The sequence below is a fragment of the Alsobacter sp. KACC 23698 genome (assembly GCF_045348435.1).
GTDB lineage: Bacteria > Pseudomonadota > Alphaproteobacteria > Rhizobiales > Beijerinckiaceae > Alsobacter.
Window position 1 is genome coordinate 1,589,529 of the sequence record NZ_CP157484.1, and the last position, 26,659, is coordinate 1,616,187.

At 71.2% G+C, this 26,659-nt stretch carries 23 protein-coding genes; 15 read left to right on the forward strand and 8 right to left on the reverse strand.

The window, feature by feature from the left end:
• The first annotated feature begins 44 nt into the window (after positions 1-44).
• On the forward strand, positions 45-1,025 hold the full coding sequence (locus ABEG18_RS07360; RefSeq protein ID WP_406857428.1) for a DnaJ C-terminal domain-containing protein: 981 nt from the start codon (positions 45-47) through the stop codon (positions 1,023-1,025).
• Positions 1,026-1,065: 40 nt separating this feature from the next.
• Here ABEG18_RS07360 and ABEG18_RS07365 read toward each other — a convergent pair whose 3' ends face one another.
• On the reverse strand, positions 1,066-2,928 hold the full coding sequence (locus tag ABEG18_RS07365) for a potassium transporter Kup (protein ID WP_406858555.1): 1,863 nt from the start codon (positions 2,926-2,928) through the stop codon (positions 1,066-1,068).
• 369 nt (positions 2,929-3,297) lie between these two features.
• Between ABEG18_RS07365 and fabI the strand changes: the two genes are divergently transcribed.
• From fabI to ribB, 5 genes are all read left to right on the forward strand, one after another.
• Entirely contained in the window at positions 3,298-4,128 is an 831-nt protein-coding gene (fabI, locus tag ABEG18_RS07370) for an enoyl-ACP reductase FabI (protein WP_406857429.1), read from the forward strand.
• A gap of 6 nt (positions 4,129-4,134) precedes the next feature.
• Positions 4,135-4,722 carry a histidine phosphatase family protein gene (locus ABEG18_RS07375; protein ID WP_406857430.1) on the forward strand — a complete coding sequence of 196 codons (588 nt, stop codon included), beginning with the start codon at positions 4,135-4,137 and terminating at the stop codon, positions 4,720-4,722.
• 300 nt (positions 4,723-5,022) lie between these two features.
• A complete protein-coding gene (locus ABEG18_RS07380) occupies positions 5,023-9,123 on the forward strand; it encodes a Pls/PosA family non-ribosomal peptide synthetase (protein ID WP_406857431.1) in 4,101 nt (1,366 codons plus the stop codon).
• A gap of 118 nt (positions 9,124-9,241) precedes the next feature.
• A complete protein-coding gene (gene aroC, locus ABEG18_RS07385; RefSeq protein WP_406857432.1) occupies positions 9,242-10,354 on the forward strand; it encodes a chorismate synthase in 1,113 nt (370 codons plus the stop codon).
• Between the two features lie 67 nt (positions 10,355-10,421).
• Entirely contained in the window at positions 10,422-11,729 is a 1,308-nt protein-coding gene (gene ribB, locus ABEG18_RS07390; RefSeq protein ID WP_406857433.1) for a 3,4-dihydroxy-2-butanone-4-phosphate synthase, read from the forward strand.
• Between the two features lie 4 nt (positions 11,730-11,733).
• On the opposite strand, the gene ABEG18_RS07395 is transcribed toward ribB, so the two are convergent.
• Positions 11,734-12,654, reverse strand: a complete 921-nt coding sequence (locus ABEG18_RS07395) for a LysR family transcriptional regulator (RefSeq protein ID WP_406857434.1) — start codon at positions 12,652-12,654, stop codon at positions 11,734-11,736.
• 125 nt (positions 12,655-12,779) lie between these two features.
• Here ABEG18_RS07395 and ABEG18_RS07400 point away from each other — a divergent pair, with 125 nt between their 5' ends.
• Together ABEG18_RS07400 and ABEG18_RS07405 are read left to right on the forward strand one after the other, a co-directional pair.
• On the forward strand, positions 12,780-13,211 hold the full coding sequence (locus ABEG18_RS07400) for a DoxX family protein (RefSeq protein ID WP_406857435.1): 432 nt from the start codon (positions 12,780-12,782) through the stop codon (positions 13,209-13,211).
• 72 nt (positions 13,212-13,283) lie between these two features.
• Positions 13,284-13,481: a hypothetical protein gene (locus ABEG18_RS07405; RefSeq protein ID WP_406857436.1), complete on the forward strand. Its 198-nt coding sequence runs from the start codon at positions 13,284-13,286 to the stop codon at positions 13,479-13,481.
• Position 13,482: 1 nt separating this feature from the next.
• On the opposite strand, the gene ABEG18_RS07410 is transcribed toward ABEG18_RS07405, so the two are convergent.
• Complete coding sequence (locus ABEG18_RS07410; RefSeq protein WP_406857437.1) at positions 13,483-14,505, reverse strand: L-threonylcarbamoyladenylate synthase; 1,023 nt, start codon at positions 14,503-14,505, stop codon at positions 13,483-13,485.
• 140 nt (positions 14,506-14,645) lie between these two features.
• Here ABEG18_RS07410 and ABEG18_RS07415 point away from each other — a divergent pair, with 140 nt between their 5' ends.
• The 6 genes from ABEG18_RS07415 (at position 14,646) to ABEG18_RS07440 (ending at position 20,492) form a co-directional block, all read left to right on the forward strand.
• Entirely contained in the window at positions 14,646-16,415 is a 1,770-nt protein-coding gene (locus ABEG18_RS07415; RefSeq protein ID WP_406857438.1) for an acyl-CoA dehydrogenase, read from the forward strand.
• Positions 16,412-17,275 (forward strand): SDR family oxidoreductase, encoded by an 864-nt coding sequence (locus ABEG18_RS07420; RefSeq protein WP_406857439.1) that lies wholly within the window; start codon positions 16,412-16,414, stop codon positions 17,273-17,275. Before ABEG18_RS07415 ends, ABEG18_RS07420 begins: the two co-directional genes overlap by 4 nt.
• Positions 17,276-17,297: 22 nt before the next feature.
• A complete protein-coding gene (locus ABEG18_RS07425) occupies positions 17,298-18,179 on the forward strand; it encodes an SDR family oxidoreductase (RefSeq protein ID WP_406857440.1) in 882 nt (293 codons plus the stop codon).
• Positions 18,180-18,246: 67 nt separating this feature from the next.
• Positions 18,247-19,233 (forward strand): magnesium transporter CorA family protein, encoded by a 987-nt coding sequence (locus ABEG18_RS07430; protein ID WP_406857441.1) that lies wholly within the window; start codon positions 18,247-18,249, stop codon positions 19,231-19,233.
• A 48-nt stretch (positions 19,234-19,281) separates the two neighbouring features.
• Positions 19,282-20,007 (forward strand): SOS response-associated peptidase, encoded by a 726-nt coding sequence (locus tag ABEG18_RS07435; protein WP_406857442.1) that lies wholly within the window; start codon positions 19,282-19,284, stop codon positions 20,005-20,007.
• A 134-nt stretch (positions 20,008-20,141) separates the two neighbouring features.
• A complete protein-coding gene (locus ABEG18_RS07440) occupies positions 20,142-20,492 on the forward strand; it encodes a GNAT family N-acetyltransferase (protein ID WP_406858556.1) in 351 nt (116 codons plus the stop codon).
• Here the strand turns inward: ABEG18_RS07440 and ABEG18_RS07445 are convergent.
• The 5 genes from ABEG18_RS07445 to ABEG18_RS07465 all read right to left on the reverse strand — a co-directional run bounded on the left by ABEG18_RS07445 (position 20,473) and on the right by ABEG18_RS07465 (position 25,977).
• Positions 20,473-20,751 carry an EscU/YscU/HrcU family type III secretion system export apparatus switch protein gene (locus ABEG18_RS07445; RefSeq protein WP_406857443.1) on the reverse strand — a complete coding sequence of 93 codons (279 nt, stop codon included), beginning with the start codon at positions 20,749-20,751 and terminating at the stop codon, positions 20,473-20,475. The two genes, ABEG18_RS07440 and ABEG18_RS07445, sit on opposite strands and share 20 nt — an antisense overlap.
• Positions 20,748-22,415, reverse strand: a complete 1,668-nt coding sequence (locus ABEG18_RS07450; RefSeq protein WP_406857444.1) for a flagellar hook-length control protein FliK — start codon at positions 22,413-22,415, stop codon at positions 20,748-20,750. The genes ABEG18_RS07445 and ABEG18_RS07450 overlap by 4 nt, the downstream gene beginning before the upstream one ends.
• A 91-nt stretch (positions 22,416-22,506) precedes the next feature.
• Positions 22,507-23,913: an FAD-binding oxidoreductase gene (locus ABEG18_RS07455; RefSeq protein WP_406857445.1), complete on the reverse strand. Its 1,407-nt coding sequence runs from the start codon at positions 23,911-23,913 to the stop codon at positions 22,507-22,509.
• A 5-nt stretch (positions 23,914-23,918) separates the two neighbouring features.
• Entirely contained in the window at positions 23,919-25,193 is a 1,275-nt protein-coding gene (locus ABEG18_RS07460) for a class I SAM-dependent RNA methyltransferase (RefSeq protein ID WP_406857446.1), read from the reverse strand.
• Positions 25,186-25,977 carry a TlyA family RNA methyltransferase gene (locus ABEG18_RS07465; protein ID WP_406857447.1) on the reverse strand — a complete coding sequence of 264 codons (792 nt, stop codon included), beginning with the start codon at positions 25,975-25,977 and terminating at the stop codon, positions 25,186-25,188. Before ABEG18_RS07465 ends, ABEG18_RS07460 begins: the two co-directional genes overlap by 8 nt.
• A gap of 145 nt (positions 25,978-26,122) precedes the next feature.
• On the opposite strand from ABEG18_RS07465, the gene ABEG18_RS07470 reads away from it, so the two are divergent.
• Positions 26,123-26,641, forward strand: a complete 519-nt coding sequence (locus tag ABEG18_RS07470) for a superoxide dismutase family protein (RefSeq protein WP_406857448.1) — start codon at positions 26,123-26,125, stop codon at positions 26,639-26,641.
• Positions 26,642-26,659 lie beyond the last annotated feature (18 nt).

Consider the following 26,659-nt stretch of genomic DNA (forward strand, 5'->3'; position numbering starts at 1 on the left):
GACCGGAGCGCGACCGCTCCGTCCGCGTGAGGAGAATGAAGACGATGCGCGATCCCTATGATGTTCTCGGCGTGCCGCGCTCCGCCGCGGAAGCCGACATCAAGAAGGCCTACCGCAAGCTCGCCAAGACCTGGCATCCGGACCGCAATCCGAATGACCCCAAGGCGCGCGAGAAGTTCACCGAGCTGACCACCGCCTATGAGATCCTGGGCGACGACGCCAAGCGCAAGCAGTTCGACCGCGGCGAGATCGACGCGGAGGGCAAGCCCCGCTACGCCGGCTTCGAAGGCTTCGCCCATGGCGGCGGCGCCGGCGCGGGGGCCGGGTTCGGCGCGGGCCGGGGGGCCGGATTCGAGGGGTTCAATTTCGGCTTCGAGCCCGGGGCCGGGGGCTTTCGCTCGCGCGGCGGGCCGGGCGGGTTCGACCCGTCCGACATGTTCGCCGACCTGTTCGCCGGCGCCGGCCAGCGCGGCGGCGGCCGCCAGGGCGCCAAGCGCCCGGCCGGCGAGGACGCCCACACGGAGGCGACGCTCTCCCTGGCCGAGGCCGTCAAGGGCGCCAAGGCGCGCGTCAAGCTGCCCTCCGGCAAGGAGGTGGAGGTCTCGGTCCCGGCCGGCGTCACGGACGGCAAGGTCATCCGCCTGAAAGGGCAGGGGCATCCCAGCGCCTGGGGCGGAGCCGCCGGCGACGTCCTGGTCACCATCAAGGTCAGGCCGGACCGGCGCTTCGCGGTCGAGGGCAAGGACCTGCGCATCCGCCTGCCGCTGCGGCTCGACGAGGCCGTGCTGGGGGCCAAGGTGCGCGTGCCGACGCTCGACGGCGCGGTCGAACTCTCGATCCCGGCCCAGTCGTCCAGCGGCCGCACGCTGCGTCTGCGCGGCAAGGGCCTGCCCGCGCCGGACGGCGCCGGAGATCTCCTGGTCACCGTCGAGATCGTGCTGCCGCCCGAAAAGGACGCCGCGCTCGAGGAACTGATGCGCCGCTGGGCCGAGGAGCAGACCTTCGACCCCCGCAAGGACTTCTAGGCCCTCGCGGCGAGCCTGCCTCCCCGACAAGGGAGCAGGCTCAAACGGTCACCTGCGTCCCGACCTCCACGACGCGGCCGGTCGGGATCTGGAAGAAGTCCGTGGCGTCGCTGGCGTTGCGGGCCAGCGCGATGAACAGCTTGTCCTGCCACAGGGGCATGCCCGACTGCGCCGCCGGCTTGATCGAGCGCCGCGACACGAAGAACGACGTCGACATGATGTCGAAGGTCCAGCCGAGCTTGCGCGCGATGGCGAGGCCCCGCGGCACGTTGGGGCTCTCCATGTAGCCGAACGTCATCTTGACCCGCGAGAAGTGGTCGCTCACCGGCGAGATCGCGATGCGCTCGTCCTCCCTCACGCGGGGCGTGTCGGCGGTCGAGACCGTCAGGATCACGTTCTTCTCGTGCAGGATCTTGTTGTGCTTCAGGTTGTGCAGCAGGGCGGTGGGCGCGTAGTCGGGGTCGCTGGTGAGGAACACGGCCGTGCCCTGCACCCGGTGCGGCGGCTTCTTCTCCAGGTTGCGCACCAGCATTTCGAGCGGCACCTCCGAGCGGCGCGTCTTGTCGGCGAGGATGCGCGTGCCCTTGCGCCACGTCGCCATCAGCAGGATCAGGCAGGAGGCGAAGACCAGCGGCGCCCAGGCCCCGTCGAACAGCTTCAGCAGGTTGGCGGCCAGGAAGGTCGAATCGATCAGCAGGAAGGGCGCGACCAGCAGGGCGGCGGCCCAGGGCTTCCACGACCAGAGCCGCCAGATCACGATGAAGGCAAGGGTGGCGTCCACCACCATCGTGGTCGTCACCGCGATGCCGTAGGCCGAGGCCAGCGAGCTCGACGACCGGAACAGCAGCACCAGGATCAGCACGCCCATCAGCAGCAGCGTGTTGATCCGCGGGATGTAGATCTGCCCGGAATGGGTCTCGGACGTGAAGCGGATGTCGATGCGCGGCAGCAGGCCGAGCTGCACCGCCTGGCGGGTCAGCGAGAACGCGCCCGTGATCACCGCCTGGCTGGCGATGACGGTCGCGGCGGTGGCCAGCCCGACGACCGGGATGATGGCCCAGTCCGGATAGAGCTTGAACAGCGGGTTCTCGATCGCCTCCGGGTGCGACAGCACCAGCGCGCCCTGGCCGAAATAATTGATCACCAGCGAGGGCAGCACGAGCCCGAGCCAGGCGATCTGGATGGGGCGCCGGCCGAAATGGCCGAGATCGGCGTAGAGCGCCTCGCCGCCGGTGACGGCCAGGAACACCGCCCCGAGCGTCACCAGGCCGATGACCTTGTGCTTCAGCACGAACAGGAAGCCGTGGCTCGGGTTCAGCGCCAGCACGACGCCCGGGTCGTCGCTGATATGGCTGATCCCGCCGGCCGCCAGGACCGCGAACCAGGCGATCATGATCGGCCCGAAGGCGGCCGCCACCTTGGCGGTGCCGCGGCTCTGGACGGCGAAGAGCAGCACCAGGATGCCGACCGTGATCGGGACCACGTAGTGCTCCAGCGCCGGGGTGATCAGCTTCATGCCCTCCACGGCCGACAGCACCGAGATGGCCGGGGTGATCACCGAGTCGCCGTAGAACATCGACGCGCCGATGACGCCGAGGCCGAGCACGAAGGAGCGCCCCTTGGTCAGGGTGCGCTGCGCCAGCGCCATGAGCGAGAGAGTCCCGCCCTCGCCATTGTTGTCGGCGCGCAGCAGGATCAGGACGTATTTCGCGGTGACGACCAGCAGCAACGCCCAGACGATGAGCGACAGGACGCCCAGCACCGTCTCGCGCGGCACCTCGGGATGGGCGCCGGGCTGGTTGTGGGCGCCGGCCGCCGCCAGCAGCGCCTCGCGGAAGGCGTAGAGGGGACTCGTCCCGATGTCCCCATACACCACGCCGATGCTGCCGACCGTCAGGCCGATGAGATTCTGCTTACCGTGGCCGTGACTCGTCCCGTGCCCCGCTCCTTGCGCCGCCGCGCTCTCGTTCACGGATGACCTCGCCTCTTGCGCACCGCCCTGAAGGAGCTTGGGGAGAATGCTGCATGACCAACCCGGTTCCAACCGGGCGGCGGCGCTTATAGCACCACCGGATCAGGTTTCCATCCACCCCATCCCGGTCCACACAAAATGGTTCCGGTCAGGCTGGCAAGCGCCATCTGCGATTCCGCATGGCGGCGGCGCTCTTTGCGTCGCCCACAGCGACGAACGCGGGGGCGCTTTCGCTTGAGCGGGGCTTCCGCTATTGATGCCGACGCCGCAGCGGCCCACCCGACACGACGAACGGTTGACATGACTGATCCAAACTCCCGGGCTTCGAACCTCCTCGCGGGCAAGCGGGGACTCGTGATGGGCGTGGCCAACAACCGCTCGATCGCCTGGGGCATCGCCCGCGCGGCGCATCAGCACGGCGCTCAGCTGGCCTTCACCTATCAGGGCGACGCGCTGGAGAAACGCGTGAGGCCGCTGGCCGCCGAGCTCGGCGCCGCGGTCGTCGGTCATTGCGACGTCACCGACGCGGCCAGCGTCGACGCCGTCTTCGCCGAGGTGGAGAAGTTGTGGGGCGGGCTCGACTTCGTCGTCCACTGCATCGCGTTCTCCGACAAGGACGAGCTGACCGGCCGCTATGTCGACACCAGCGAGGCGAACTTCACCAAGTCGCTGCTGATCTCCTGCTACTCCTTCACCGCCGTCGCCCAGCGCGCCGAAAAGCTGATGACGTCGGGCGGCTCGATGCTGACCCTCACTTATTACGGCGCCGAGAAGTGGATGCCGCACTACAACGTCATGGGCGTCGCCAAGGCCGCCCTCGAGGCGTCGGTGCGCTACCTCGCGGCGGATCTCGGCCCCAAGAACATCCGCGTCAACGCCATCTCGGCGGGACCGATCAAGACGCTGGCCGCCTCCGGCATCGGCGACTTCCGCTACATCCTGCGCTGGAACGAGTACAACGCCCCGCTGCGCCGCACGGTCACGACCGAGGAGGTCGGCGACACGGCCGCCTATCTGGTGTCCGACATGGCGCGCGGCATGACGGGCGAAATCCTGCATGTGGACGCCGGCTACCACGTCGTCGGCATGAAGAACCCGGACGCGCCGGACATTACGCTCGACAAGGCCTGAGCCCGCATGGCCTCGCCGTATCGGCTGTTCTTCATCCGCCACGGCGAGACCGACTGGAACGCGGAGGGCCGCCTCCAGGGACAGCAGGACATCCCGATCAACGAACGCGGCCGCCACCAGGCGGGCGAGGCGGGCAAGCGGCTCCTGCGGCTGGCTCCCCAGGCCGGGACGCTGCCCTGGGTCGTGAGCCCGCTGTGGCGGACGCGGGACACGGCCGAGCGGGCGCGCCGCGCCATCGGGCTCGATCCCATGGACTACGCGCTGGACCCGCGCCTCAAGGAGATCTCCTTCGGCGACTGGGAAGGCCATACTTGGCGAGACCTGCGCAAGGTGGCGCCCCACGCCGCCGAGGAGCGCAAGGCCGACAAGTGGCGCTTCGTGCCTCCGGGGGGCGAGAGCTACGCCATGCTGGCCGAGCGCATCCGGCCTTTCGCCGAGGAGCTGGCGGGCGAGCAGGTCGTGGTGGCCCATGGCGGCGTCGCCCGGGCGCTGTTGTACCTGCTATCCGGCGTGTCCGACCTGGTGGCGCCCAGCGTCGAGATCTGGCAGGGGCGGGTGCTGCTGTTCGAGAACGGCCGCTTCGCCTGGACCTGACGGGACCCTCCGGGTGAGCGTCCTAAACGGCTGATTCTCCTTGCCTTGCGAGGTCGCGCTTCCTGAACGGCGCCGTTCAGCTTCGTTCATCGTGGGTTCAGCCGTCCGGTCGCATAAAGGCAGGGTCGCGACAGGCTGCTTGTGCTGGGTTGCGACCCCGGCTCGCCCGACTTGGGCGCCGACCGGGACCAGGGGAAGCGGGCGTTGCGGGGCGCCATCGAGAACCAGGGTCGTCCGACGGAGAAACCTCCGAACGACGAGTCGTGGCCGATGGCGACCGGAGCGCCGGGAGAGCGAGAGATGAACCGGGCGCCGACCGACCTCGTAGCCATCGCCAGCGCCATCGGCGCCGGGCATCCCGCGCTTGATGGTCCCGACCTGCGTCAGGGCCAGGCCGCATCGCCCGCCATCTTGCGCGGCGAGGCCAGGCCTGACCTGCTGCGCGACGAGGTTCTCTCCGAGATCTTCGAGGCGACCGTCTCCCGCACGCCGGACAAGGCCGCCATGGTCTGCCGCGGCGAGATCCTGACCTATGCGCAGATCGAAAGCCGCGCCAACGCCATCGCCCGCGGCCTCGCCGCCAGGGGCGTCGGCCCCGGCGACGTGGTCGGCCTGTGGGCCCCGCGCGGATCCGAGCTGCTCGTCGCCCAGATCGCCGTCGCCAAGTCCGGCGCCGCGTGGCTGCCCTTCGACGCCGACGCTCCGATCGACCGCATCGCGGTCTGCCTGTCCGATTCGGGCGCCAGGCTGATCCTCACCTGCGACGCCTTCGCCACCCAGGCCGCCGGCGCCGGCGTTCCCGTCGAAACCTCCGCCTCGCTGGCCGCCGGCCAGACCGGCGAGGCCGTCGATCCGCGCCAGCGCGGCCTGACGCCGGACCATCCCGCCTACATGATCTACACCTCGGGCTCGACCGGCGCGCCCAAGGGCATCGTGGTCAGCCATCGCAACATCGCCCATTACCTGCGCGCCGCGAACGCCCTGTTCGGCCTCACCGCCGAGGACGTCATGTTCCAGAGCGCCTCGGTGGCGTTCGACCTCTCGATGGAGGAGATCTGGGTTCCCTACCTCGCCGGCGCGACCCTCTGGGTGGCGACGCCCGAGGTCATGGCCGAGACCGACAAGCTCGCCGACGTGATCGCCGAGGCCGGCGTCACCGCCATCGACACGGTGCCGACCCTGCTCGGCCTGTTCGCGCGCGACATCCCCAGCCTGCGCGTCATCATCCTGGGCGGCGAGGCGCTGCCCGCCTCCATCGTGCAGAAATGGGCCAAGCCCGGCCGCCGCGTCTTCAACACCTACGGTCCCACCGAGGCGACCGTGGTCGCCACCGCCTGGGAGGCGGTCGCCGGCGAGGCGGTCACCATCGGCCGGCCGATCGCCAACTACAGCTGCTATGTCGCCTCCGAGGACCTCGCCTTGCTGCCTCCGGGCGTGCAGGGCGAGCTGCTGATCGGCGGTCCGGGCGTGGCGCAGGGCTACCTGAAACGGCCCGAGCTGACGGCCGAGAAGTTCATCGCCAACCCCTTCGCGTCCGACGGCTCCGACCCCATCCTCTACCGCTCCGGCGACGCCGTGAGCATCGATCCGGCCGGCGCCATCGTGTTCCACGGCCGCATCGACGACCAGGTCAAGATTCGCGGCTTCCGCGTCGAGCTCGGCGAGATCGAGGTGAAGCTCGACGCGCTGCCGGGCGTCGCCCAGTGCGCCGTCGTGCTGCGCCAGGACGACGGACTGGACCGGCTGGTCGCCTTCATCGTGCCGGAAGGCGAGGGCAAGCTCGACCGCATGCAGGTCCGCATGGCGCTCGCCGAGCGGCTGCCGTCCTACATGGTGCCGTCGCGCTTCGAGCTCGCCGCCACGCTGCCGCGCCTGATCTCCGGCAAGGTCGACCGCAAGACCCTGCGCGCCATGCCGCTGGCCAGCGCGACCGGCCCCGCCGACGAGCAGGAGCCGGCCCGCACCGCGACCGAGGCCAAGCTGCTGGAAGCCGCCCAGTCGGTGTTCCCCGGCCAGAGCCTGCCCTTCGACGCCGACTTTTTCAACGAGCTCGGCGGCCATTCGCTGATCGCCGCGCGCTTCATCTCGGCCGTGCGCCAGAACCGCGGGCTGGAGAGCGTCACCCTGCAGGACGTCTACGGCCAGCGCACGCTGCGCGCCATCGGCGCCGCCATCGACGCGCGCGCCGTCTCGGTGGACTCCGACCTCTCCTTCGAGCCGCCGTCCTTCCGCCGCCGCTTCCTGTGCGGGTTGGCGCAGGGCGTCGCGATGCCGTTCATTCTCGGCCTCGTCACCATCCAGTGGCTCGGCCTCTTCCTCGCCTCCGTGTTCCTGCTGCAGGACGACCCGAGCCTGCTGGCCGAAGTGCCGGTGCTGCTGGGCGTCTACGTGGCGCTGAACCTCGGCACCAAGGCGCTGATCGTGGCGCTGAAATGGGCCGTGCTCGGCCGCACCAAGCCGGGCCGCTACCCGCTCTGGGGCGTGTACTACTTCCGCGTCTGGTTCGTGCAGCGCATGATTCAGGTGACGTCGCTGAAGTTCCTGCAGAACTCGCCCCTGATGCGCGTCTATCTGCGCCTGCTGGGCGCGAAAGTCGGCAAGGACGCGATGATCTCGGACTTCGAGGCCGGCGTCATCGACCTGATCAGCATCGGCGACCGCGCCACGCTCGGCATCAAGACCAAGTTCGCCAACGCGGTCGCGATCGGCAACGAGTTCGTCATCGGCCCGATCACCATCGGCGACGACGCCTATACGGGATCGTCCTGCTCCTTCGGCCCCGACAGCGTGGTGGAGGAGGGCGCCCAGGTCGGCGACCTCACCTCCGTGGCGCCCGGCATGACCATCCCGGCCTGGGAGACCTGGACCGGCTCGCCCGCCCGCAAGACCGGCGAGGTCGACCGCGCCTCCATGCCAGAATTCCCGACCGTGACGCCGGTCACCCGCGCGCTGCAGAACGCCACCTATGCGGGCTCCTACATCGTCATGCTGATGCTCGGCCTCGTGCCGATCTTCCCGGCCTTCTACATTCTCTACAATCTTGATGGCCTGATCGACGGCCAAATCGACTACAGCGTCAGCTGGGCGACGCTGCCCTTCCTCGCCTGGCCGACCGCCATGGCGCTGATCGTGGTGGCGGTCGCCATCATCGTGGCGCTGCGCTGGACGATCATGCCGACTCGGGTGAAGTCGGGCCACTACTCGATCCACAGCTGGTTCTATGTCCGCAAGTGGATGGTGGGCCTCGCCACCGAGGTGACGCTGGAGACCGTGTCGTCGCTCTACGCCACCGTGTTCATGCGCCACTGGTACCGGATGCTCGGCGCGAAGATCGGCCGCGGCACCGAAGTCTCCACCAACCTCGCCGGCCGCTACGACCTCGTGGAGCTGGGCGAAGACAACTTCGTCGGCGACGAGGCCGTGCTGGGCGACGAGGAGATCCGCAACGGCTGGATGATCCTGGAGCCCGTGAAAACCGGCGACCGCGTCTTCATGGGCAATGATTCGGTGATCCCGCCCGGCTCCGTGCTGGAGAATGACTGCCTGATCGGCGTGAAGTCGACCATCCCGGCGAGCCTCCACGTCAAGAGCGGCGAGATCTCGTTCGGCAGCCCCGCCATGCTGATCCCGGCTCGCCAGAAGGTGAACGCCGACGCGCAGTCGACCTATCGGCCGTCGAAATGGTGGGTGTTCGGCCGCACCATCTTCGAGACCCTGCACACCTCGCTGCCGACCGCAACCTTCATCACCTGCGGCTACATCACGGCCGACCTGATGGAGAGCCCGATCACCAACAACGAGTGGGGCAAGGCGACCGCCATCTTCCTCGCCGCCGGCATCGTCATCGCGCTCGCGCTGATCGCCGTGTCGGTGGTGGCCAAGTGGCTGCTGATGGGCGTCTACAAGCCCACCATGAAGCCGATGTGGTCTTTCTGGGCCATGCGGACCGAGGCTGTCGCCGTGCTCTATGGCGGTCTCGTCGGCAAGGCCTCGGTCGAGTTTCTGCGCGGCACGCCGTTCCTCCCCATGGTGCTGCGCCTCTATGGCACCAAGATCGGCAAGGGCGTCTGGATGGACCTCACCGACATCACCGAGTTCGACTGCGTGAAGATCGGCGACTTCGCCACGCTCAACATGGGCTCCTGCCTGCAGACGCACCTCTATGAGGACCGCATCATGAAGGTCGGCCGCATCGAGGTGAAGCGCGGCGTCCATGTCGGCTGGGGCGCCACGGTGCTCTACGACAGCACCGTGGGCGAGTATGCCCGCCTCGGCCAGCTGACCATCGTGATGAAGGGCGAGAACATTCCGGCCCACACCAGCTGGGCCGGCGCGCCCGCCATGCCGGTGGCGGTCGTCGAGGCCGCGACCGTGGCCGAGCCCGTGAAGGTTGCGGCCTGAGGGGCGAGGCGATCCTGCGATGACGGCCCGCTTCGGCGGGCCGTTTGCTTTGAGAGCCGCCGTTCCCCCATCCCCTAAAATGCTCTAAGACGCGGAGCCATTCTCCGGGTCCGCCGCCATGTCGCACAACACCTTCGGCCATCTCTTCCGCGTCACGACCTTCGGCGAGAGCCATGGGCCGGCGCTGGGCTGCGTCGTCGACGGGTGCCCGCCGCGGATCCCGCTGACGGCCGAGGACATCCAGGCCGATCTCGACAAGCGCCGTCCGGGCCAGTCGCGCTTCACCACGCAGCGCCAGGAGCCGGACAGGGTCAAGATCCTCTCCGGAGTGTTCCCCGACGAATCCGGCGTGCAGGTGACGACCGGAACCCCGATCGCGCTGATGATCGAGAACGTCGACCAGCGCTCCAAGGACTACGGGGAGATCAAGGACAAGTACCGCCCCGGCCACGCCGACTTCACCTATGACGTGAAATACGGGATCCGCGACTATCGCGGCGGCGGGCGCTCCTCGGCCCGCGAGACGGCGGCCCGGGTCGCCGCCGGCGCGGTGGCCCGCAAGGTCGTGCCGGGGCTCGTCGTGCGCGGCGCCCTCGTCCAGATCGGGCCGCACCGGATCGACAGGAGCCGGTGGGACTGGGACGAGGTCTCCCGCAACCCGTTCTTCTGCCCGGATGCAACGGCGGCGGCGTTGTTCGCGGAGTACCTGGACGGCATCCGCAAGGCCGGATCGTCCATCGGAGCCGTCATCGAGATCGTGGCGGAGAACGTGCCCCCCGGCCTCGGCGCGCCGATCTACGGCAAGCTGGACAGCGAGATCGCCGGCGCGCTCATGAGCATCAACGCCGTGAAGGGCGTCGAGATCGGAGCCGGTTTCGGCGCGGCCGAACTCACCGGCGAGGAGAACGCCGACGAGATGCGCTACGGCAATGACGGCAAGCCGCTGTTCCTGTCCAACCACGCGGGCGGCGTGCTCGGCGGCGTGTCGACCGGCCAGGCCGTCGTGGCGCGCTTCGCCGTCAAGCCGACGTCCTCCATCCTGAACCCGAGGCTCACCGTCGACCGCAAGGGCGGCGAGACGGACATCTTCACCAAGGGCCGCCACGATCCCTGCGTGGGGATCCGGGCGGTGCCAGTGGGCGAAGCCATGTTGGCCTGCGTCATCGCGGACCAGTTCCTGCGCCACCGCGGACAGGTGGGAGAGACGAGCGCCTGGCCCGTGGCGCGCTGAAGTTCAGCATCGCTTCATTCCTGAAAAATTCAGTAGCGCTGAAATTTGGGCCGCGATACGGTCAGGCATGAAGCTTGGCGAGTGGCTGCGGACGAAAGGCATGGCGCGCAACGTGTTCGCGCAGCGCATCGGCGTGTCGCCGGCCGCCGTCACCCAGCTGTGCAACAACGACACCGTCTGGATGTCACGGGAGACGGCCGAGCTGATCTCCAAGGCCACCGGAGGCGCCGTGACCCCGAACGACTTCATCAACCTTCCCACGGTCCTGCCGACCCCCTCGCTCGAGGAGCGCGCCATGTCCCACTCGGTCACCGAAGCCATCGAGGCGCTTGCGCGCGGCGAGATCGTCATCGTCACGGACGACGACGACCGCGAGAACGAGGGCGACCTCGTCTGCGCGGCGTCTCTGTGCACGCCGGAGAAGATGGCCTTCATCATCCGCAACACCTGCGGGATCGTCTGCGCGCCGCTCACCAGCGGCGAGGCGCGCCGGCTGCACCTCACCCCCATGGTGGCCAGCAACGACGCGCCGCTCGGCACCGCCTTCACCATCACGGTCGATGTCCGTCACGGGCTGACGACCGGCATCTCGGCCGAGCAGCGCGCCAACACCGTGCGGGCCTTGGCCAACGGCAATATGGGCGCGAGCGACTTCGTGCGCCCCGGCCACGTCTTCCCGCTCGTCGCCAAGGACGGCGGCGTGCTGATGCGCTCGGGCCATACCGAGGCGGCGGTGGACCTGTGCAAGCTGGCCGGCCTGCCGCCGGTCGGCGTCATCTGCGAGCTCGCCAATGACGACGGCACGGTGATGCGCGGCGCCCAGATCGAGGAGTTCGGCGCCAGGCACAATCTGCGCCGGATCTCGGTGGCCGACCTCATCGCCTATCGGCAGGCCCGCGAGAAGCTCGTCGAGCGGGTCGCCACCTTCCCGGTGAAGACCGAGATCGGCGAACTCACCGGCTTCGCCTATGTGACGCCCTACGATCCGGTGCACCACTTCGCCTTCGTGTACGGCTCCATCGGCGACGGCCGCGCCATGGTGACCAGGCTTCACCGCGCCAACGTCATCGCCGACACCTTCGGCGGCGGCAAGGCGATCCAGGCCGCCCTGCAGCGGTTCAAGACCGCCGGCCGGGGCGTGCTGGTCTATCTGCGCGACGGCACCGCCGGAGTGCCGGTGCAGGAATTGGAAACGGGATTGTCGCCGACCGAGGCGGCGCGCCAGCGCCAGTGGCGCGAGATCGGCCTCGGCGCCCAGATCCTGCGGGACCTCGACGTCAGTTCGATCGTGAACCTCTCCTCGACGCCGCGCTCCTATGTCGGCCTCGCCGGCTTCGGCATCGAACTGGTCGGGACCGAGCCGCTGGACGCGTGAGGGGTCACCCCGCCCAGGGGCGGTCGCCCTCCAGCAGCGGCCGCATCTTGACGATCTCGCCCGCGGCGCAGTCCAGGAACGCCCGGATGCGCGGCGAGGCGCGCAGGTCCGGATGGGTCAGCAGCCACAGCCCGGCCGAGAAGTCCGGGTTGAGGGCGGTGAGCCGCACGAGGTCCGGCCGCCGGTCGGCGATGAAGCAGGGCAGGGGGCCGACCCCGATTCCCTCGGCGACGGCTTCGGTCAGGCCCAGCACCGTGTTGATCTTGATGGCCACGCGCTCCGCCGGCACGTGCTCGCGGACATAGCGGGCCGCCTTGAGGTGGCCGAACTGGTCGCCCAGCGACACCCAGGGCCGGTCATAGAGCTCGCGCTCCTCCACCGGCGCGCCGGGACTGGAGTCCGGGAACTCGCTGCGCCGCCCATAGACCGCCCAGACGATGCTCGACACGCGCCGGCCGACCAAGGTCTCCGGAGGGTTGTCGGTGGCCCGCACGGCGATGTCGGCGTCGCGCTTGGACAGGTTCAGCGCCTGGTTGGACAGCACCATGTCGACCCGGATGTCGGGATAGAGCTGCCGGAACTGCGCCAGGACCGGCATCAGCAGATGCACCAGCAGGGTGTCGTTGGTGGTGACCCGCACCTCGCCCGAGGGGGTCAGCGCCTGCCCGGCGAGCTTGCGCGAGAAAGCGACGACGTCGCGGTCCATCCGCTCGGCGAGGGCGGCCATCTCCTCGCCGGCCGGCGTCAGCCCATAGCCGGTGCGGTGCCGCTCGAACAACGAGAGCCCGACGCGCTTCTCGATCTCGGCGAGCCTGCGGAAGACGGTGGAGTGATTGACGCCCAGCGTATCGGCCGCGCCGGTCAGCGACCGGGTGTCCGCGATCGCCTTCACGAGGCGGAAATCGTCCCAGGGGATCGGATTCAACTTGCGCTCCTGCAAGGTAATTCTTTCGTCTTGTGCCATGGAATTGCGAAAAGGAGAAGCGCATTGTGCCTTCACCAAATGCAGCCGCCCTGGGTTTTCGGGGCCGCCCTTGAGGGACCACCATCATGATCGACCCCCGCACCGCTCCCTATGGCCTCTTTCTCCTGCGCGTTTCGCTCGGCGTCATGTTCATCGCCCACGCGGCCCTGAAGGTGTTCGTCTTCACCGTGCCGGGCTTCGCCGGCTTCCTGGCCCAGGTCGGGCTGCCGTCCTTCATGGCCCTGCCGGTCATCGCGGCTGAAATCGTCGGCGGGCTCGCGCTCGTGCTGGGCGTCTACAGCCGTCTCGTCGGCGTGCTGCTCCTGCCGGTGCTGCTGGGGGCCCTCATGGTGCATTCCGGCAATGGCTGGCTCTTCACGGCCGCGAATGGCGGCTGGGAGTACCCGGCCTTCCTGGTCCTGGCGACCGTGACGCTGATCCTCGGCGGCGACGGTGCCTTCGCGCTCCGCCCGACCCCGACTTCTTTCGCGCCGCGCCTTGCCGCGCAGACCGCCTGACCTATTTCCCGTTCTTCCCCCAGGGCCGCCCCGCTGCGAAGCGAGGCGGCTCACGCTTTTGGATTTCGCCTTATGACTGACATCCCCTATTCCGATCTGGACGGCGCCGACCTCGACGCGTCCACCCACGCCTTTTCCGAACGGGACGCCTTTGAGACGACTGCGTCGCAGGACGCCTGCGCGGACCACAGCCTCGGCGAGCGGATCGTCGCCCTGGTGACCGGCCGCTGCTCGAAGACCGGCAAGCTGATCTCCGAGGCGGGCCTGTAGCTCAATCGCCCGGCCCCGGCCGAGGGGCCGCGGCGCGGCGCAGGCGATCATTGATCGCCTCGCCCAGACCATCATCCGGAACGGGCGTCACGGCGATCGTCGTGGCGCCCGTTTTGTCGAGATCCCGCAGCATGGCGAAGAGCTGGGCGGCCGCCTCGGCGAGGTCGCCGGTCGGGCTGAGATTGAGCGCGGCGCGGGCGTCGCCGATCCCTTCGACCCCGGCGGGGCCGAACAGCAGCGCCGCCTCGCCCGGCCGGATGCGCGTCGCCTGCAGCCTCACGCCGGCCTTGGGCGCGTAGTGGGAGGCCAGCATCCCGGGCGCGACCGGGGCCTCGCCGTCGGCTGACCCGTGGTCCGCGGCCGTCGCCGTCGCCAGGCGACGCCCGAGCGCCTGCTCCAGCGCGGCCCTGGGAACGCCGCCCGGGCGCAGCAGGACGGGGCCGTCGCCCAGGCACGCCACGATGGTCGATTCCAGTCCCACTGCCGTCGAGCCGCCCATCAGCACGGCGTCGATCCTGCCGTCGAGGTCGCCCAGCACATGGGCCGGCGTCGTCGGGCTGACGCGTCCCGACCGATTGGCGGAGGGCGCCGCAACGGGCCGCCCCACGGCGTCCAGCAGGGCCCGCGCGACGGCGTGGGCCGGCGACCGCAGGGCGACGCTGTCCAGCCCGGCCGTGGCCAGGTCCGACACCGTGCAGCACGGCGCCTTGGGGACGACCAGCGTCAGCGGCCCAGGCCAGAAAGCGCGCGCCAGCGCCAGCGCGGCGGCGTCGAACCGGCCCTGCGCCAAGGCGACGTCGAGCGTCGGGACATGGGCGATCAACGGGTTGAAGGTCGGCCGGCCCTTGGCCGCGTAGATGCCCGCCACCGCCTTGCCGTCCGTGGCGTCGGCGCCCAGCCCGTAGACGGTCTCGGTCGGAAACGCGACGAGGCCGCCGGCGCGCAGGATCCCGGCCGCCCGGGCCACCCCCTCGGCGTCGGCCTCCAGCCTCAGGGTCTCGCGAGTTGACGACGTATCGTTCACGTCTAAACTACCTTCGGTCTGCGGGATTTCTCTGTCGGCTTCGCTTAGCACGCGGACTATGATGCGCGCCAATGGCGCCGACCGCGCCGACAGGGCGATGCGGCCCTGGGCGAAGGGCCGAAGATGGGGAGAGACGACCGATGAGCTACCGCCCTCCTGTCGAGGACATGCTGTTCACGCTGCGCCATACGGCGGGGCTCGACCGGCTGTCCGAAGACGGCCTCGCCCCGGAGCTCGACGGGGGCATGGCGGCCGCCATCCTGGAGGAGGCGGGCAAGTTCGCCGGCGACGTGATCGCGCCGCTGAACGCGGTGGGCGACAAGATCGGCTCGCGGATCGTGGACGGCAAGGTGGTCACGCCTCCGGGCTGGCGGGAGGCCTACCGGACCTGGGCGGAGGCGGGCTGGAACGGCCTCACCGCCGACCCGGATTTCGGCGGGCAGGGGCTTCCGCAGCTGGTCCAGGCCGCCTGCGTCGAGATGTGGAACTCGGCCTCCTTCGCCTTCGCGCTCGGGCCGCTGCTGACGGCTGGGGCCATCGAGGCCGTGCACGCTCACGGCTCGGAGGAGCTGAAGCGGACCTACCTCGCCAAGCTCGTCTCAGGCGAGTGGATGGGCACCATGAACCTCACCGAGCCCCAGGCCGGCTCGGACCTCAACGCCCTGCGCGCCAAGGCCGAGCGGGCCGGAGACGGCACGTACCGGATCTTCGGGCAGAAGATCTACATCACCTATGGCGACCACGACCTCACCGACAACATCGTCCACCTGGTGCTGGCCCGGCTGCCCGACGCGCCGGCCGGCACGCGCGGCATCTCGCTGTTCCTGGTGCCCAAATATCTGGTGAACCCGGACGGGACGCCGGGCGCGGCCAACGACGTGCGCTGCCACTCCATCGAGCACAAGCTCGGCATCCACGCCTCGCCGACCTGCACCATGGTGTATGGCGACCAGGGCGGCGCGGTGGGCTGGCTCATCGGCGAGGAGAATCGCGGCCTCGCCTGCATGTTCACGATGATGAACAACGCCCGCCTGAATGTCGGCCTGCAGGGCGTCGCCATCGCCGAGCGCGCCACCCAGCAGGCCCTGCGCTACGCCCAGGATCGCCGCCAGGGCTGCGCGCCCGGCCACAAGGGCGAGGGCATGAGCCCGATCATCGAACATCCCGACGTGCGGCGCATGCTGCTGCGCATGCGCTCGCAGACCGGCGCGGCCCGGTCGCTCTGCTACCTCGTCGCCGAGGCGCTGGACCGCTCCCACCGCGAGACCGACGAGACGGCCCGCAAGGCCGCCTCCGAGCGCGCCGCGCTGCTGACGCCGGTGGCCAAGGCCTATTCCACCGACATCGGCGTCGAGGTCGCGTCGATGGGCGTGCAGGTCCATGGCGGCATGGGCTTCGTGGAGGAGACCGGCGCGGCGCAGCACCTGCGCGACGCCCGCATCGCCACCATCTACGAAGGCACCAACGGCATCCAGGCCATCGACCTCGTCACCCGCAAGCTGCCGCTCTCCGGCGGCGACGCCGTGCGGACGTTGATCGCCGGCATGCGCGACGCCGTGGCCGAGGTGGCGAAGGCCAACGATCCGGGCTTCGGCCGCATGGGCGAGCGGCTACGCGACGCCGTCGACAGCCTCGATCGCGCCACCGCGCACATGCTCGGCGTGCTGGGGACGCGGCCCGACGAGGCCCTGGCGGGCGCGACCGACTATCTGAAGCTGTTCGCCCTGGCCCAGGGCGGAACGTCGCTGGCCGCCCAGGCCCTGGTTCCCGACGAGCATGGCCGCGCCGCGCGCGTGGCCACGGCGCGCTTCTTCGCCGAGCAGGTCGCCACCGAGGCGCCCGCCCTGGAGCGCGCGGTGGTCGACGGCGCGGGCGCGGTCGCGGACGGCGCCCTGGTCTTCGCCGCGTGACCACGGACGCCCGGCCGCTCTCCGGCAAGGTCTGCATCGTGGCGGGCGCCTCGCGGGGCGTCGGCCGCGGCGTCGCGATCGCGCTGGGGGAGGCGGGCGCCACCGTGGTCTGCAGCGCCCGCTCGACGCGCTTCGGCGGCCGCACCGAGGGGCGCCGCGAGACCGTGGAGGATGCGGCCGAGGCGGCGCAGGAGGCCGGCGGCCGCGGCTACCCCTATGTCTGCGACCATACCGATCCGCGCGCCCTGTACGAGTTCGCCGCCTATGTGACGCGCCGGTTCGGCCCGCCGGCCTTGGTCGCGTGCTCCGTCTGGGGCGGCGCGGAAGGGTTCGACGGCGCCCGCTACGCCGATGGCGCGTCCTTCGGGACGCCGTTCTTCGAGAGGTCGCTGCGGGGCTACGAGGTCGCGATCCAGACGGGCGCCTATGCGCTGCTGGCGACGGCCCGCGCCTTCGCGCCGGTGATGATCCCGGCCCGGCGCGGCCTCATCGTCGCGCTCGGCTTCGACGCCGGCGAGGGGTCGGCCGGGGACGTCTATTACGACCTCGGCAAGGCCGCGACGCTGAGGGCCAGCGCCGCCATGGCGGCCGAACTCGCTCCCCACGGGCTGGCGTGCCTGCACCTGTCGCCCGGCTATGTGCGCACCGAGCGCACCTTCTCGGCCGGGCTCGCCGCCCAGGCGACCGAGACGCCGCTCTACGCCGGCCGCGCCGTCGCGGCGCTGGCCGCGGATCCGGACGTCGCCCGCCACAATGGGCGGTCGCTGTTCGTCGCGGACCTCGCCCGCTCTCATGGTTTCACCGACGCGGACGGCTCCCAGCCGCCCCGCTACGCCCCGCCCGGCGCGACCGCGCCCTGAAGATCACGCTGAGGAGCGCGCCATGTCCGACACCGCCGCAGGCCCCCTGGGAGGCAAGACGCTGTTCATCACCGGAGCGTCGCGAGGGATCGGCCTCGCCATCGCCCTGAAGGCCGCCCGCGACGGCGCCAACATCGCCATCGCGGCCAAGACGACCGAGCCTCACCCCAAGCTGGAGGGCACGATCTACACCGCGGCGGACGCGATCGAGAAGGCGGGCGGCAAGGCGCTGCCGCTGGTCGTCGACGTGCGCGACGAAGCCTCCGTGCAGACCGCGATCGGCCGCACCGTGGAGGAGTTCGGCGGGCTCGACATCGTGGTCAACAACGCCTCGGCGATCCAGCTCACGCCGACCACCCAGACCGACATGAAGCGCTTCGACCTGATGCACCAGATCAATGCGCGCGGCACGTTCATGGTGTCCAAACACGCTATCCCGTACCTCGCCAAGGCGGCCAACCCGCACATCCTCATGCTCTCGCCGCCGCTGGACATGCAGGAGAAGTGGTTCGCCCCGCATCTCGCCTACACCATGGCGAAGTTCGGCATGAGCCTGTGCGTGCTGGGCCTCTCTGGCGAACTGCGCCAGCAGGGGATCGCCGTGAACGCGCTCTGGCCGCGCACCACCATCGCGACCGCGGCGGTGAAGAACCTGCTGGGCGGCGATTCGCTGGTGCGCGCCAGCCGCACGCCCGAGATCGTCGCGGACGCCGCGCATCTGGTCTTCCAGAAGCCGTCGCGGGAGTTCACGGGCCGCTTCCTCATCGACGACAGCTTCCTGGCCTCCGAGGGCGTGACCGAGTTCGACCACTACCGCGTCGACCCCACGCAGCGCCTCTTCGTCGACTTCTTCGTCCCGGCCGACAGCGTGGGCCCGGCGAGCCTGGATCCGGTCGAGGCTTGACCGGCGCGCATGGGCGTGGTCTTGGCCAGTCGCCCCGCAAGGGGCCGCGCGTAGGGGAGGCGGCGCCATGATCATCGTCTATCGCGCCTCCGACGCGGGCCCCGGCTGCCGCTTCGAGAAGCGGCTGCTGCAGGACGGCGAGGCCATCCCGTCCGACGCCTTGTGGATCGACCTGGTCGAGCCCACCCGCGAGGAGGACAGGCAGGTGGAGGAATTCCTCGGCGTCAGCATCCCGACGCGCGAGGAGATGAGCGACATCGAGCCGTCCGAGCTGCTCTACGCCGAGCATGGCGCGCGCTACATGACCGCCCGGGTCGTCTACAATGTCGAGACCGTGCCGGAGATCACCGGCCTCACCTTCATCCTGAAGGACCGCACGATGGTCTCGGTGCGCTACGCCGAGCCGAAGGCCTTCCAGATGTTCACCAACCGCATCGCGCGGCCGGAGGGCTGCGCCGCCAACGCCGAGGCGGTGATGGCCGGGCTGGTGGAGACCATCATCGACCGCGCCGCCGACGTGCTCCAGGAGACCGGGGCGCGGCTGGACGCCCTGTCGCGCTCTGTCTTCGAGGCGCGCCCGGACCCCGGGGCCCGGCAGTCCGAGCACCAGGACACGCTGCGCAGCCTCGGACGCCACGGCGACCTGATCTCCAAGATCCGCGAAAGCCTCGTCTCCATCGAGCGGCTGCTGCTGTTCCTCTCGGTGAGCTACCGCACGGCGCGGGTGCCCATGGAGCTGCGCGAGGAGGTCCGCACCACGCTGCGCGACCTGCAGTCGCTGGAGGAGCACGCCACCTTCCAGTCGCAGAAGATCCAGTTCCTGCTCGACGCCACGCTGGGGCTCGTCAATCTCGAGCAGAACAACATCATCAAGCTGTTCTCGGTGATGGCGGTCATCTTCATGCCGCCGACGCTGATCGCCTCGATCTACGGCATGAACTTCAAGGTCATTCCCGAGCTCGACTGGCATCTGGGCTACCCGATGGCGCTCGCCATGATGGTGATGGCCGGCGTGCTGCCCTACGTCTTCTTCCGCTGGAAGAGATGGCTCTAGGCGACTCGCGCGGTTGCGAAATCCGCCTCCAGAGCCCAGACTTCGCGCATGTGTGGCCGCTTCGCCCTGACCGCCTCGCCCGAGCAGGTTCGCGCGCTGTTCCGCTATGAGGAGCAGCCGAACTTCCCGCCGCGGGCCAATGTCGCCCCGACCGAGCCGATCGCGATCGTGACGCAGGAGCGGGGGCGTCCGGCGTTCCGGCTGGTGCGCTGGGGCTTCATTCCGGCCTGGGCGAAAGACCCGGGCGCGTTCCCGCTGCTGATCAACGCGCGCGGCGAGACGCTGGCGGAGAAGCCGGCCTTCCGCAACGCCATCCGCCGGCGCCGCTGCCTCGTGCCGGCGGACGCCTATTACGAGTGGAGCCGGGGCCCCGGCGCCGCCCGGCGTCCGCACCGGATCAGCCGGCGCGACGGCGCGACCATGGCGCTCGCCGCGCTGTGGGAGACCTATGTGTCGCCCGACGGCGGCGAGATCGACACGGCCCTGATCGTCACCACGCACGCCAATGGCGCGGTCTGCGCCTTGCAGGAGCGCATGCCGGTCGTGATCGAGCCCGGCGACGCAAGGACCTGGCTCGACTGCGTCGGCGAGGATCCCCGCGCGGCGCTGACCCTCGTCCGGCCCTGCGCGGACGATCTCCTGGCCGTGGAGCCCTGCGACCCCAGCCTGCCGGCCGCCGAGCGGGCGAGGCTGACGGTGGGCGGGACCAAAGCCGCCCGCCCGTCCCCTCCGCGCCGCGAGCCGGAGCCGCCCGCCCAGGGGAGCCTGTTCTGAGCGCCGCCGTCCAGCACCCGGCCGCCGCGCCCGCCGGGCTGGCGATCCGCCCCTATGTCCGCGCGGACCTGCAGGCCTGCGCCGAGATCTATGTCGAGGCCCGCCGCTTCGCCTTCACCTGGTGTCCGCCGTCGATCTTCCGGTCGGACGACTTCGAGCGGGACTCGCTGGGAGAGGCCATCTACGTGGCCGAGCTGGACGGGCGGGTCGCCGGGTTTCTGTCGCTGTGGCTGCCGGAGCGCTTCATCCACCTGCTTTTCGTCGACACGCGCCTGCATCGGCGCGGGGTCGGCCGTGCGCTGCTGTCGCATGCGCTCGATATCCTCGGCCCGCGCGTCTGGCTGAAGTGCCAGCAGGGCAACCTGAACGCGCTGGCCTTCTACCGGAGCCAGGGATGGAGCGTCACCCCGGGCGGGTCCGACGAGGTCGGGCCATGGTCCTACGTGGCCTCGCCCGGCGCTCTGGTCATCCCCGACGGCCGCTGAGCGTCGCCCGCAGCACGAAGGTGAGCACCTCGGCCACCGCCCGGTAGAGGGCCTCGGGGATCTCGTCGTCGAGCGGCACCTTGGACAGCGCCTCGGCCAGCGCCGGGTTCTCCTCGATGGCGACGCCGTGTTCCTCGGCGGCCGCCACGATGCGCTCCGCCACCGCGCCCCGGCCCGTGGCGGTGACGCGCGGCGCCCGCTGCTCGCCCTTGCGGTACTCGAGCGCGACGGCGAGCTTCCGGGGCGACACGGAGGTCATGAGCGCTGATCCAGCAGGACGCCCGCCGTCGGAGCCGGCCGACGCGGCGCGCCCGCCACCACGGCGATCTCCGAGGTGTCGAAGGCCGCCTCGTCGAGCGCCCGCTTCAGCGCGTCCGCCCCGACCCGAAGCGACGCGAGCGTCTGGCTGCGCTCGGCCCACAGGGTGACGCCGAGCCGCGTCCCGCCCAGCGTCAGGCGCGCGTGGACGGGTCCGGCCTCGCTGGTCTCGATCGCGAATTCGATGCTCCAACGTCCGTCGGAGGCGCCGGCCTGGCCGGATCCGCCGCCCTCGCGCGCGATGCGCAACTGGGCGTTGGCCGTCTCGCGCGGCAGCAGGACGGGGACGTCCATCACCCAGGCGGGATTCGGCGCCGGCCGGCCCGGCGCGCCGTCCGTCGGGCGGGCGTTGTCGCGCGGCAGGGCGGCCGCCTGCGACAGGCGGATGCGGTCGAGCGCGGCCTCCACCTGCCCGTGCAAGGTCCGGGCGACCTCGTCGGGGGACCGGTCCCCCAGGTCGGCGAGAGGGACCGCCGGCTCGGATCGGGGCGCGGCGTCGGTCCGGGGCAGGCTGGCGCGGCCGCCCGCCTGTCCGGCCCTGGGCTCCGACGCGCCCTGCTGGCGGGAGGGCGAAGCGGGATCCGGCGGGTCCGACGGTCCGGACGCCGTCTCGCGGGCCGGGCCGAGACCCTGGCCGAGCGCCGCCTTCAGGGCGGTGACGAGCAGGCGCGCGTCGCCGACCGGGGAGCGCGGGATGCCGCGCGGATCGGACGGCTGGTTCTCGCCGGCAGGGTCGCGCAGGGCCGGCCCGGCCGGGTCTCTCGCGGGTTCCGGCGCGCCTGGGACCGGGCGGACGTCGCTCGCGGCGGCTGCCGGCGCGGCGGGAAGGGCCAAGGGCGGCGCGGCTTGGGGACCAACGGCCGCCGGCTCTGGGGGCGGCGTCGCCGCAGCCTGCGGCGGCGAAGCGACCTTCGCCAGGATGGCGCCGAGCGCGAGCAGGAGCGCCTTGGCGTCGCGCGGGGGCGCGCCGTCGCCGGCGGCGAGACGCGAATCCAGGAACACGCCGGACTGGCGCACCAGCGCCTGCACGGTCGGCGCGTCGATCGGGGCGGCTGCGTCGAGCCCCGAGGACAGCAGCGCCCGCAGCAGCGGCTGGGCGGCGGCGGGCAGCGAGGCGGCCGCGGCCTGCGGGTTCGCGAGGAGCGCGCGGAGGGTGGACAGCAACTCGGGCGGCGCCTGCTGCCGGCCGGCGGCCCGCGCCACGGCGCCCGCCAAGGCGACGGCCGGATCAGCGGAACATTCTACGCCCGCCTCGATGCGGCCCGGCTGTCCAGCTTCCTCGCGGACCGCCAGCGTCACGGCGACGGGAAGAGGCAGGCTGGCCCGGGCCGCGCCGGACGGAGCGCCAGCAGGGTCAGCCATCGGCCGCAGCGTCGGCTGCGGCCCCGCCGTCTCGACGACGAGCCTCACGGACGCGCCTGCGGCCAGCCCGTCCCAGGCGGGGATCTCCAGCGCGCCGAATGCGGTGAGGAGGCGGGCGAGGCCGGCCTCCGTGATGGCGGCGACGCGCGCGGCGATCTCGTCGCCAGCCTGCAGCGCCGCGAGCGCCGGCTCGGCGGCGGCTGCGGACGGAACGCTTTGCTGGGCGAGGCTGGCGACGGTCACGGCGCGGCTCCGGCGCGCACGCAAGGCGCGCGCGGTCGTCCGATCAAGCCATGTCCGGGTTCCCAGCCGGTTAAGGCCGCCCTGGAAACCGTCAGAGCACCTTGCCGGGATTGAGCACGCCCTTGGGGTCGAGCGTCGCCTTGATGGCCCGCATCATCTCCAGCGCGACCGGATCCTTCACCTCGGCCAGCAGCTTGCGCTTGAGCCGGCCGATGCCGTGCTCGGCCGAGATCGATCCGCCATAGCGCGCCGTCAGCCCATGCACGACGCGGTTGATCTCGTCCCAACGCCCCAGATAGGCGGCCTTGTCCATGCCGACCGGCTGGGTGACGTTGTAATGCAGGTTGCCGTCGCCGAGATGGCCGAAGGGGAGGGGTCGGCATCCCGGCATCGCCTGCTCCAGGGCCGCGTTGGTCTCCTCGATGAAGCGCGGGATCCGGGCGATCGGCAGGGCGATGTCGTGCTTGATCGAGCCGCCCTCGAAGCCCTGGGCCTCCGACAGGGTCTCGCGCAGCTTCCACAGCGCGTTGCGCTGGTCGAGCGAGGTCGCGATCACGGCGTCCTCGACGCCGCCGGCCTCCATCGCTGCGCCCAGCAGCGCCTCCATGGCCTCCTCGAGCCCCTCGTCGCGCGGCGAGGAGAGCTCCACCAGCACGTACCAGGGATGCGCGCCCTGCAGCGGGTCGCGGCATCCCATGTGGTTCACCGACATCTCGATCCCGAGGCGCGGGATCAGCTCGAAGGTGGTCACGGCGTTGCCCGCCATCGCCTTGGCGCGGCCGAGCAGGTCGAGCGCGGCGGCGGGATCGGTGAGGCCGCACAGCGCCGTCACCATCTGGCGCGGGCGGGGGAACAGCTTCAGCACCGCGGCCGTGATGACGCCCAGCGTGCCCTCCGAGCCGACGAACAGGTTCTTCAGGTCGTAGCCGGTGTTGTCCTTGCGCAGCTTGCCGAGGCCGTTCCAGATCCGGCCGTCGGCCAGCACCACCTCCAGCCCCAGCACGAGGTCGCGGGCGTTGCCATAGGCCAGCACGGCCGTGCCGCCGGCGTTGGAGCCGAGATTGCCGCCGATCGTGCAGGTGCCCTCCGACGCCAGCGAGAGCGGGAACAGGCGGTCCGCCGCCTCGGCGGCCTGCTGGGCGCGCAGCAGCGTGACGCCGGCCTCCGCCACCAGCGTGTCGGACTGCGGGTCGACCTCGCGCACCCGGTCCATGCGGTTCAGCGACAGCACGATCTCGTCGCCGGTCTCGTGCGGAACCTGCGCGCCCACGAGGCCGGTGTTGCCGCCCTGCGGCACGATGGGCCACCCCTGGGCGTTGGCTAGCGCCAGCACGGCGGAGACCTCCGCGGTGGAGCCCGGCCGCACCACGCAGCGCGCCTTGCCGCGGTAGAGGCCGCGCCATTCCACCAGATAGGGCGCCATCTCGGCGGGGTCCGCGATGGCGTATTTGTCGCCCACGATCGCGGCGAGCTGGGTGACGGCGGGGTCCTGCTGCATCGGCGTTATCCCAAGGTGCGACGGGCCCGGCTGGCGCGGGGGCGGCGGAACACGCCCACGAGCTCGACATGGGCCGAGAAGAGGAACTGGTCGACTGGCGTCACGGCCTCCAGCGCATAGCCGCCTCCGACCAGGATGGCGGCGTCGCGCGCGAAAGTGGCCGGGCTGCACGAGACGCCCACGACGGTGGGGACCTGCGAGGCGGCGAGCTGGCGCGCCTGCGCCTCCGCCCCGGCGCGGGGCGGATCGAAGACCACCGCGTCATAGCTCGCCAGCTCGGGCCCCAGCAGCGGCCGACGGAAGAGGTCGCGAGCCTCCACCGTCACGGGGCGGAGCCCCTGGGTGCGCCGCGCGGCTGCCGAGAGGGCCTCCAGCGCCGCGGCGTCGGCCTCGACGGCGTGCACGGCGGCGCGCCCGGCGATGCGCAGCGCGAAGGGCCCGACGCCGGCGAAGAGATCCAGGACGCGCTTGGGCTTGCCGAGCGCCTCCAGCACGAGGCGCGAGAGGGCGTCTTCGCCGGCCTGGGTGGCCTGCAGGAACCCGCCTGCGGGCGGCTCGACCAGGGTCGGGCCGATCGCCACCAAAGCGGGGGTCCGCGCCGAGATGACGTCGCCATGGATCGACAGCCGGGCCAGCCCGAGGCGTTCCGCCAGCGCCACGAGATCGGTCTTGAGCCGCGGCGAAGCCGGACCATGCCCGCGCAGGTCGACGTCGAGGCCGCCCTGCGTGGCCGTGACCTGGATGTCGAGCGGCTTGGCGCTCTTGGCGCAGGGCTCGGCCAACGCGAGCGCGACCTCGGGCGCCCTGTCGAGGGCCGGGACGAGAAGCGGGCAGGCGGGGATCGGAACGAGGTCATGCGTGCGGGCGGCCATGAAGCCCACGGCGGTGCGCGTGCGGCCGTCGGCGTCGGCGATGCGCCGGGCGTGGAACGTCGCCCGGCGGCGGCCCTCGCCATGCGCCTCGACGAGCGGGGAGAGGGCGACGTCGAGCCCGGCCTGCCGCAGCGGGGCCGCGGCCTGCTCGGTCTTCCAGACCGCATAGGCGGCCGGCGCCAGATGCTGGACGGCGCAGCCGCCGCACACGCCGAAAAGAGGGCAGGGCGCCGGAACGCGCTCGGGCGAGGCCGCCTCGATGGAGACGAGCCGCCCGCGGCCATCCTCGACCTCGGCCGTCACGGTCTCGCCGCTCAGCGCGTAGGGGACGAAGACGACGCCGTTCGGGGTCACGGCGACCCCGTCGCCCCGCTGGCCCAGCCGGTCGATGGTGAGGCGCTCAAGCATGATGGGGCTCCGCCGGAAAGGCGCCGCGCCGGGCCCCGATCAGGAATTCGAGGTTGCCGTCGCCCCCGGCGACCGGCGAGGGGATGACGCCGTCGCAGCGCCAGCCGAGCGACGCGACGAGATCCCGGGCGCCGTCGCACACGGTGCGGTGGATGGCGGGATCCTTCACGAGGCCCTTGCGCACATGGGCGCGGCCGGCCTCGAATTGCGGCTTGACCAGCGCCACCATGGCGGCGTCGGACGCCGCCAGCGCAAGAACGTGAGGCATGACAAGCCTCAGCGAAATGAAGCTCACGTCGAAGGTGAGAAGCGTCGGCGCCTCGCCCAGGTCTTCGGGCGCGAGCGTCCGGGCGTCGCGGCCCTCCAGGGACGCCACCCTGGGGTCGTCCCGCACCGTGCGGTGCAATTGGCCGTGGCCGACATCGACGGCGCAGACGCGGCGGGCGCCGGCCGACAGCAGCACATGCGAGAAGCCGCCCGTGGAGGCGCCGACATCCAGGCAGGCGCGCCCCGTGGGGTCGTAGCCGAACCGCTCCAGGGCGGCGGCGAGCTTCAGCCCGCCGCGCGACACCCACGGATAGGGCGGCTCGGCCGTCACGGCGGCGCCGGGCGGGATCGTCTCCGACGGCTTGCGGACCGGCCTGCCGTCGACGGCGACGAGGCCCGCCGCGATCGCCTCCTGCGCCTTGGCTCGGCTCTCGAAGAAGCCGCGCTCGACCAACGCCAGGTCGGCCCGCCGCGGGGCGGCTGGCGGCTCAGTCGGAAGGGAGCGGGCGTCGGACATTCGTGCGTCACATGCGGCTGGGGGTGCGCAGGCGCTGGGCGCCGCGGCGGCCGCTCGTATAGCATGCCGGGGCGCGTCGCGAAGGCCCCCTGCGCGACCCTGACCGGCGCTCCTCTCCCGCACCCCCTGACCTGCGAGGTTCCCGATGCTCCGTTTCGTCCTTCCCATGATCGCCGTCGCGCTTGCGGCGGCCTCTTCGAGCGCCGCAGCCCAGGAGGTCGCCGAGGCTCCGGTGATCGACAACAAGGGCGCGGCCATCGGCTCCATCCGGCTGCGCGGCTCGGGCGCGGGCGTCGTCGTCCGGGTGTCCTTGAAGGCCGGGGCGCTGCCGCCTGGCTGGCACGGGGCGCACATGCACGCCGTGGGCGATTGCAGCGACACCGACAAGTTCATGAACTCCAAGGCGCATGTGAACCACGACGCCAGGAAGCACGGCCTGCTCAACGCGGAGGGGCCCGACAATGGCGACCTGCCGAACCTCTACGCCGCCGCCGACGGGTCGGTGAACGCCGAGCTGTTCACGCCCTTCGCCAAGCTCACCGGCGCCAACGGCCTCAAGGACGCCGACGGCTCGGCTTTCGTGATCCATGCGGCGGAGGACGACCACACGGCCCAGCCCATCGGCAACGCCGGGGCGAGGCTGGCCTGCGCGGTCATCAAATAGGGCGTTCCGGACCGGCGC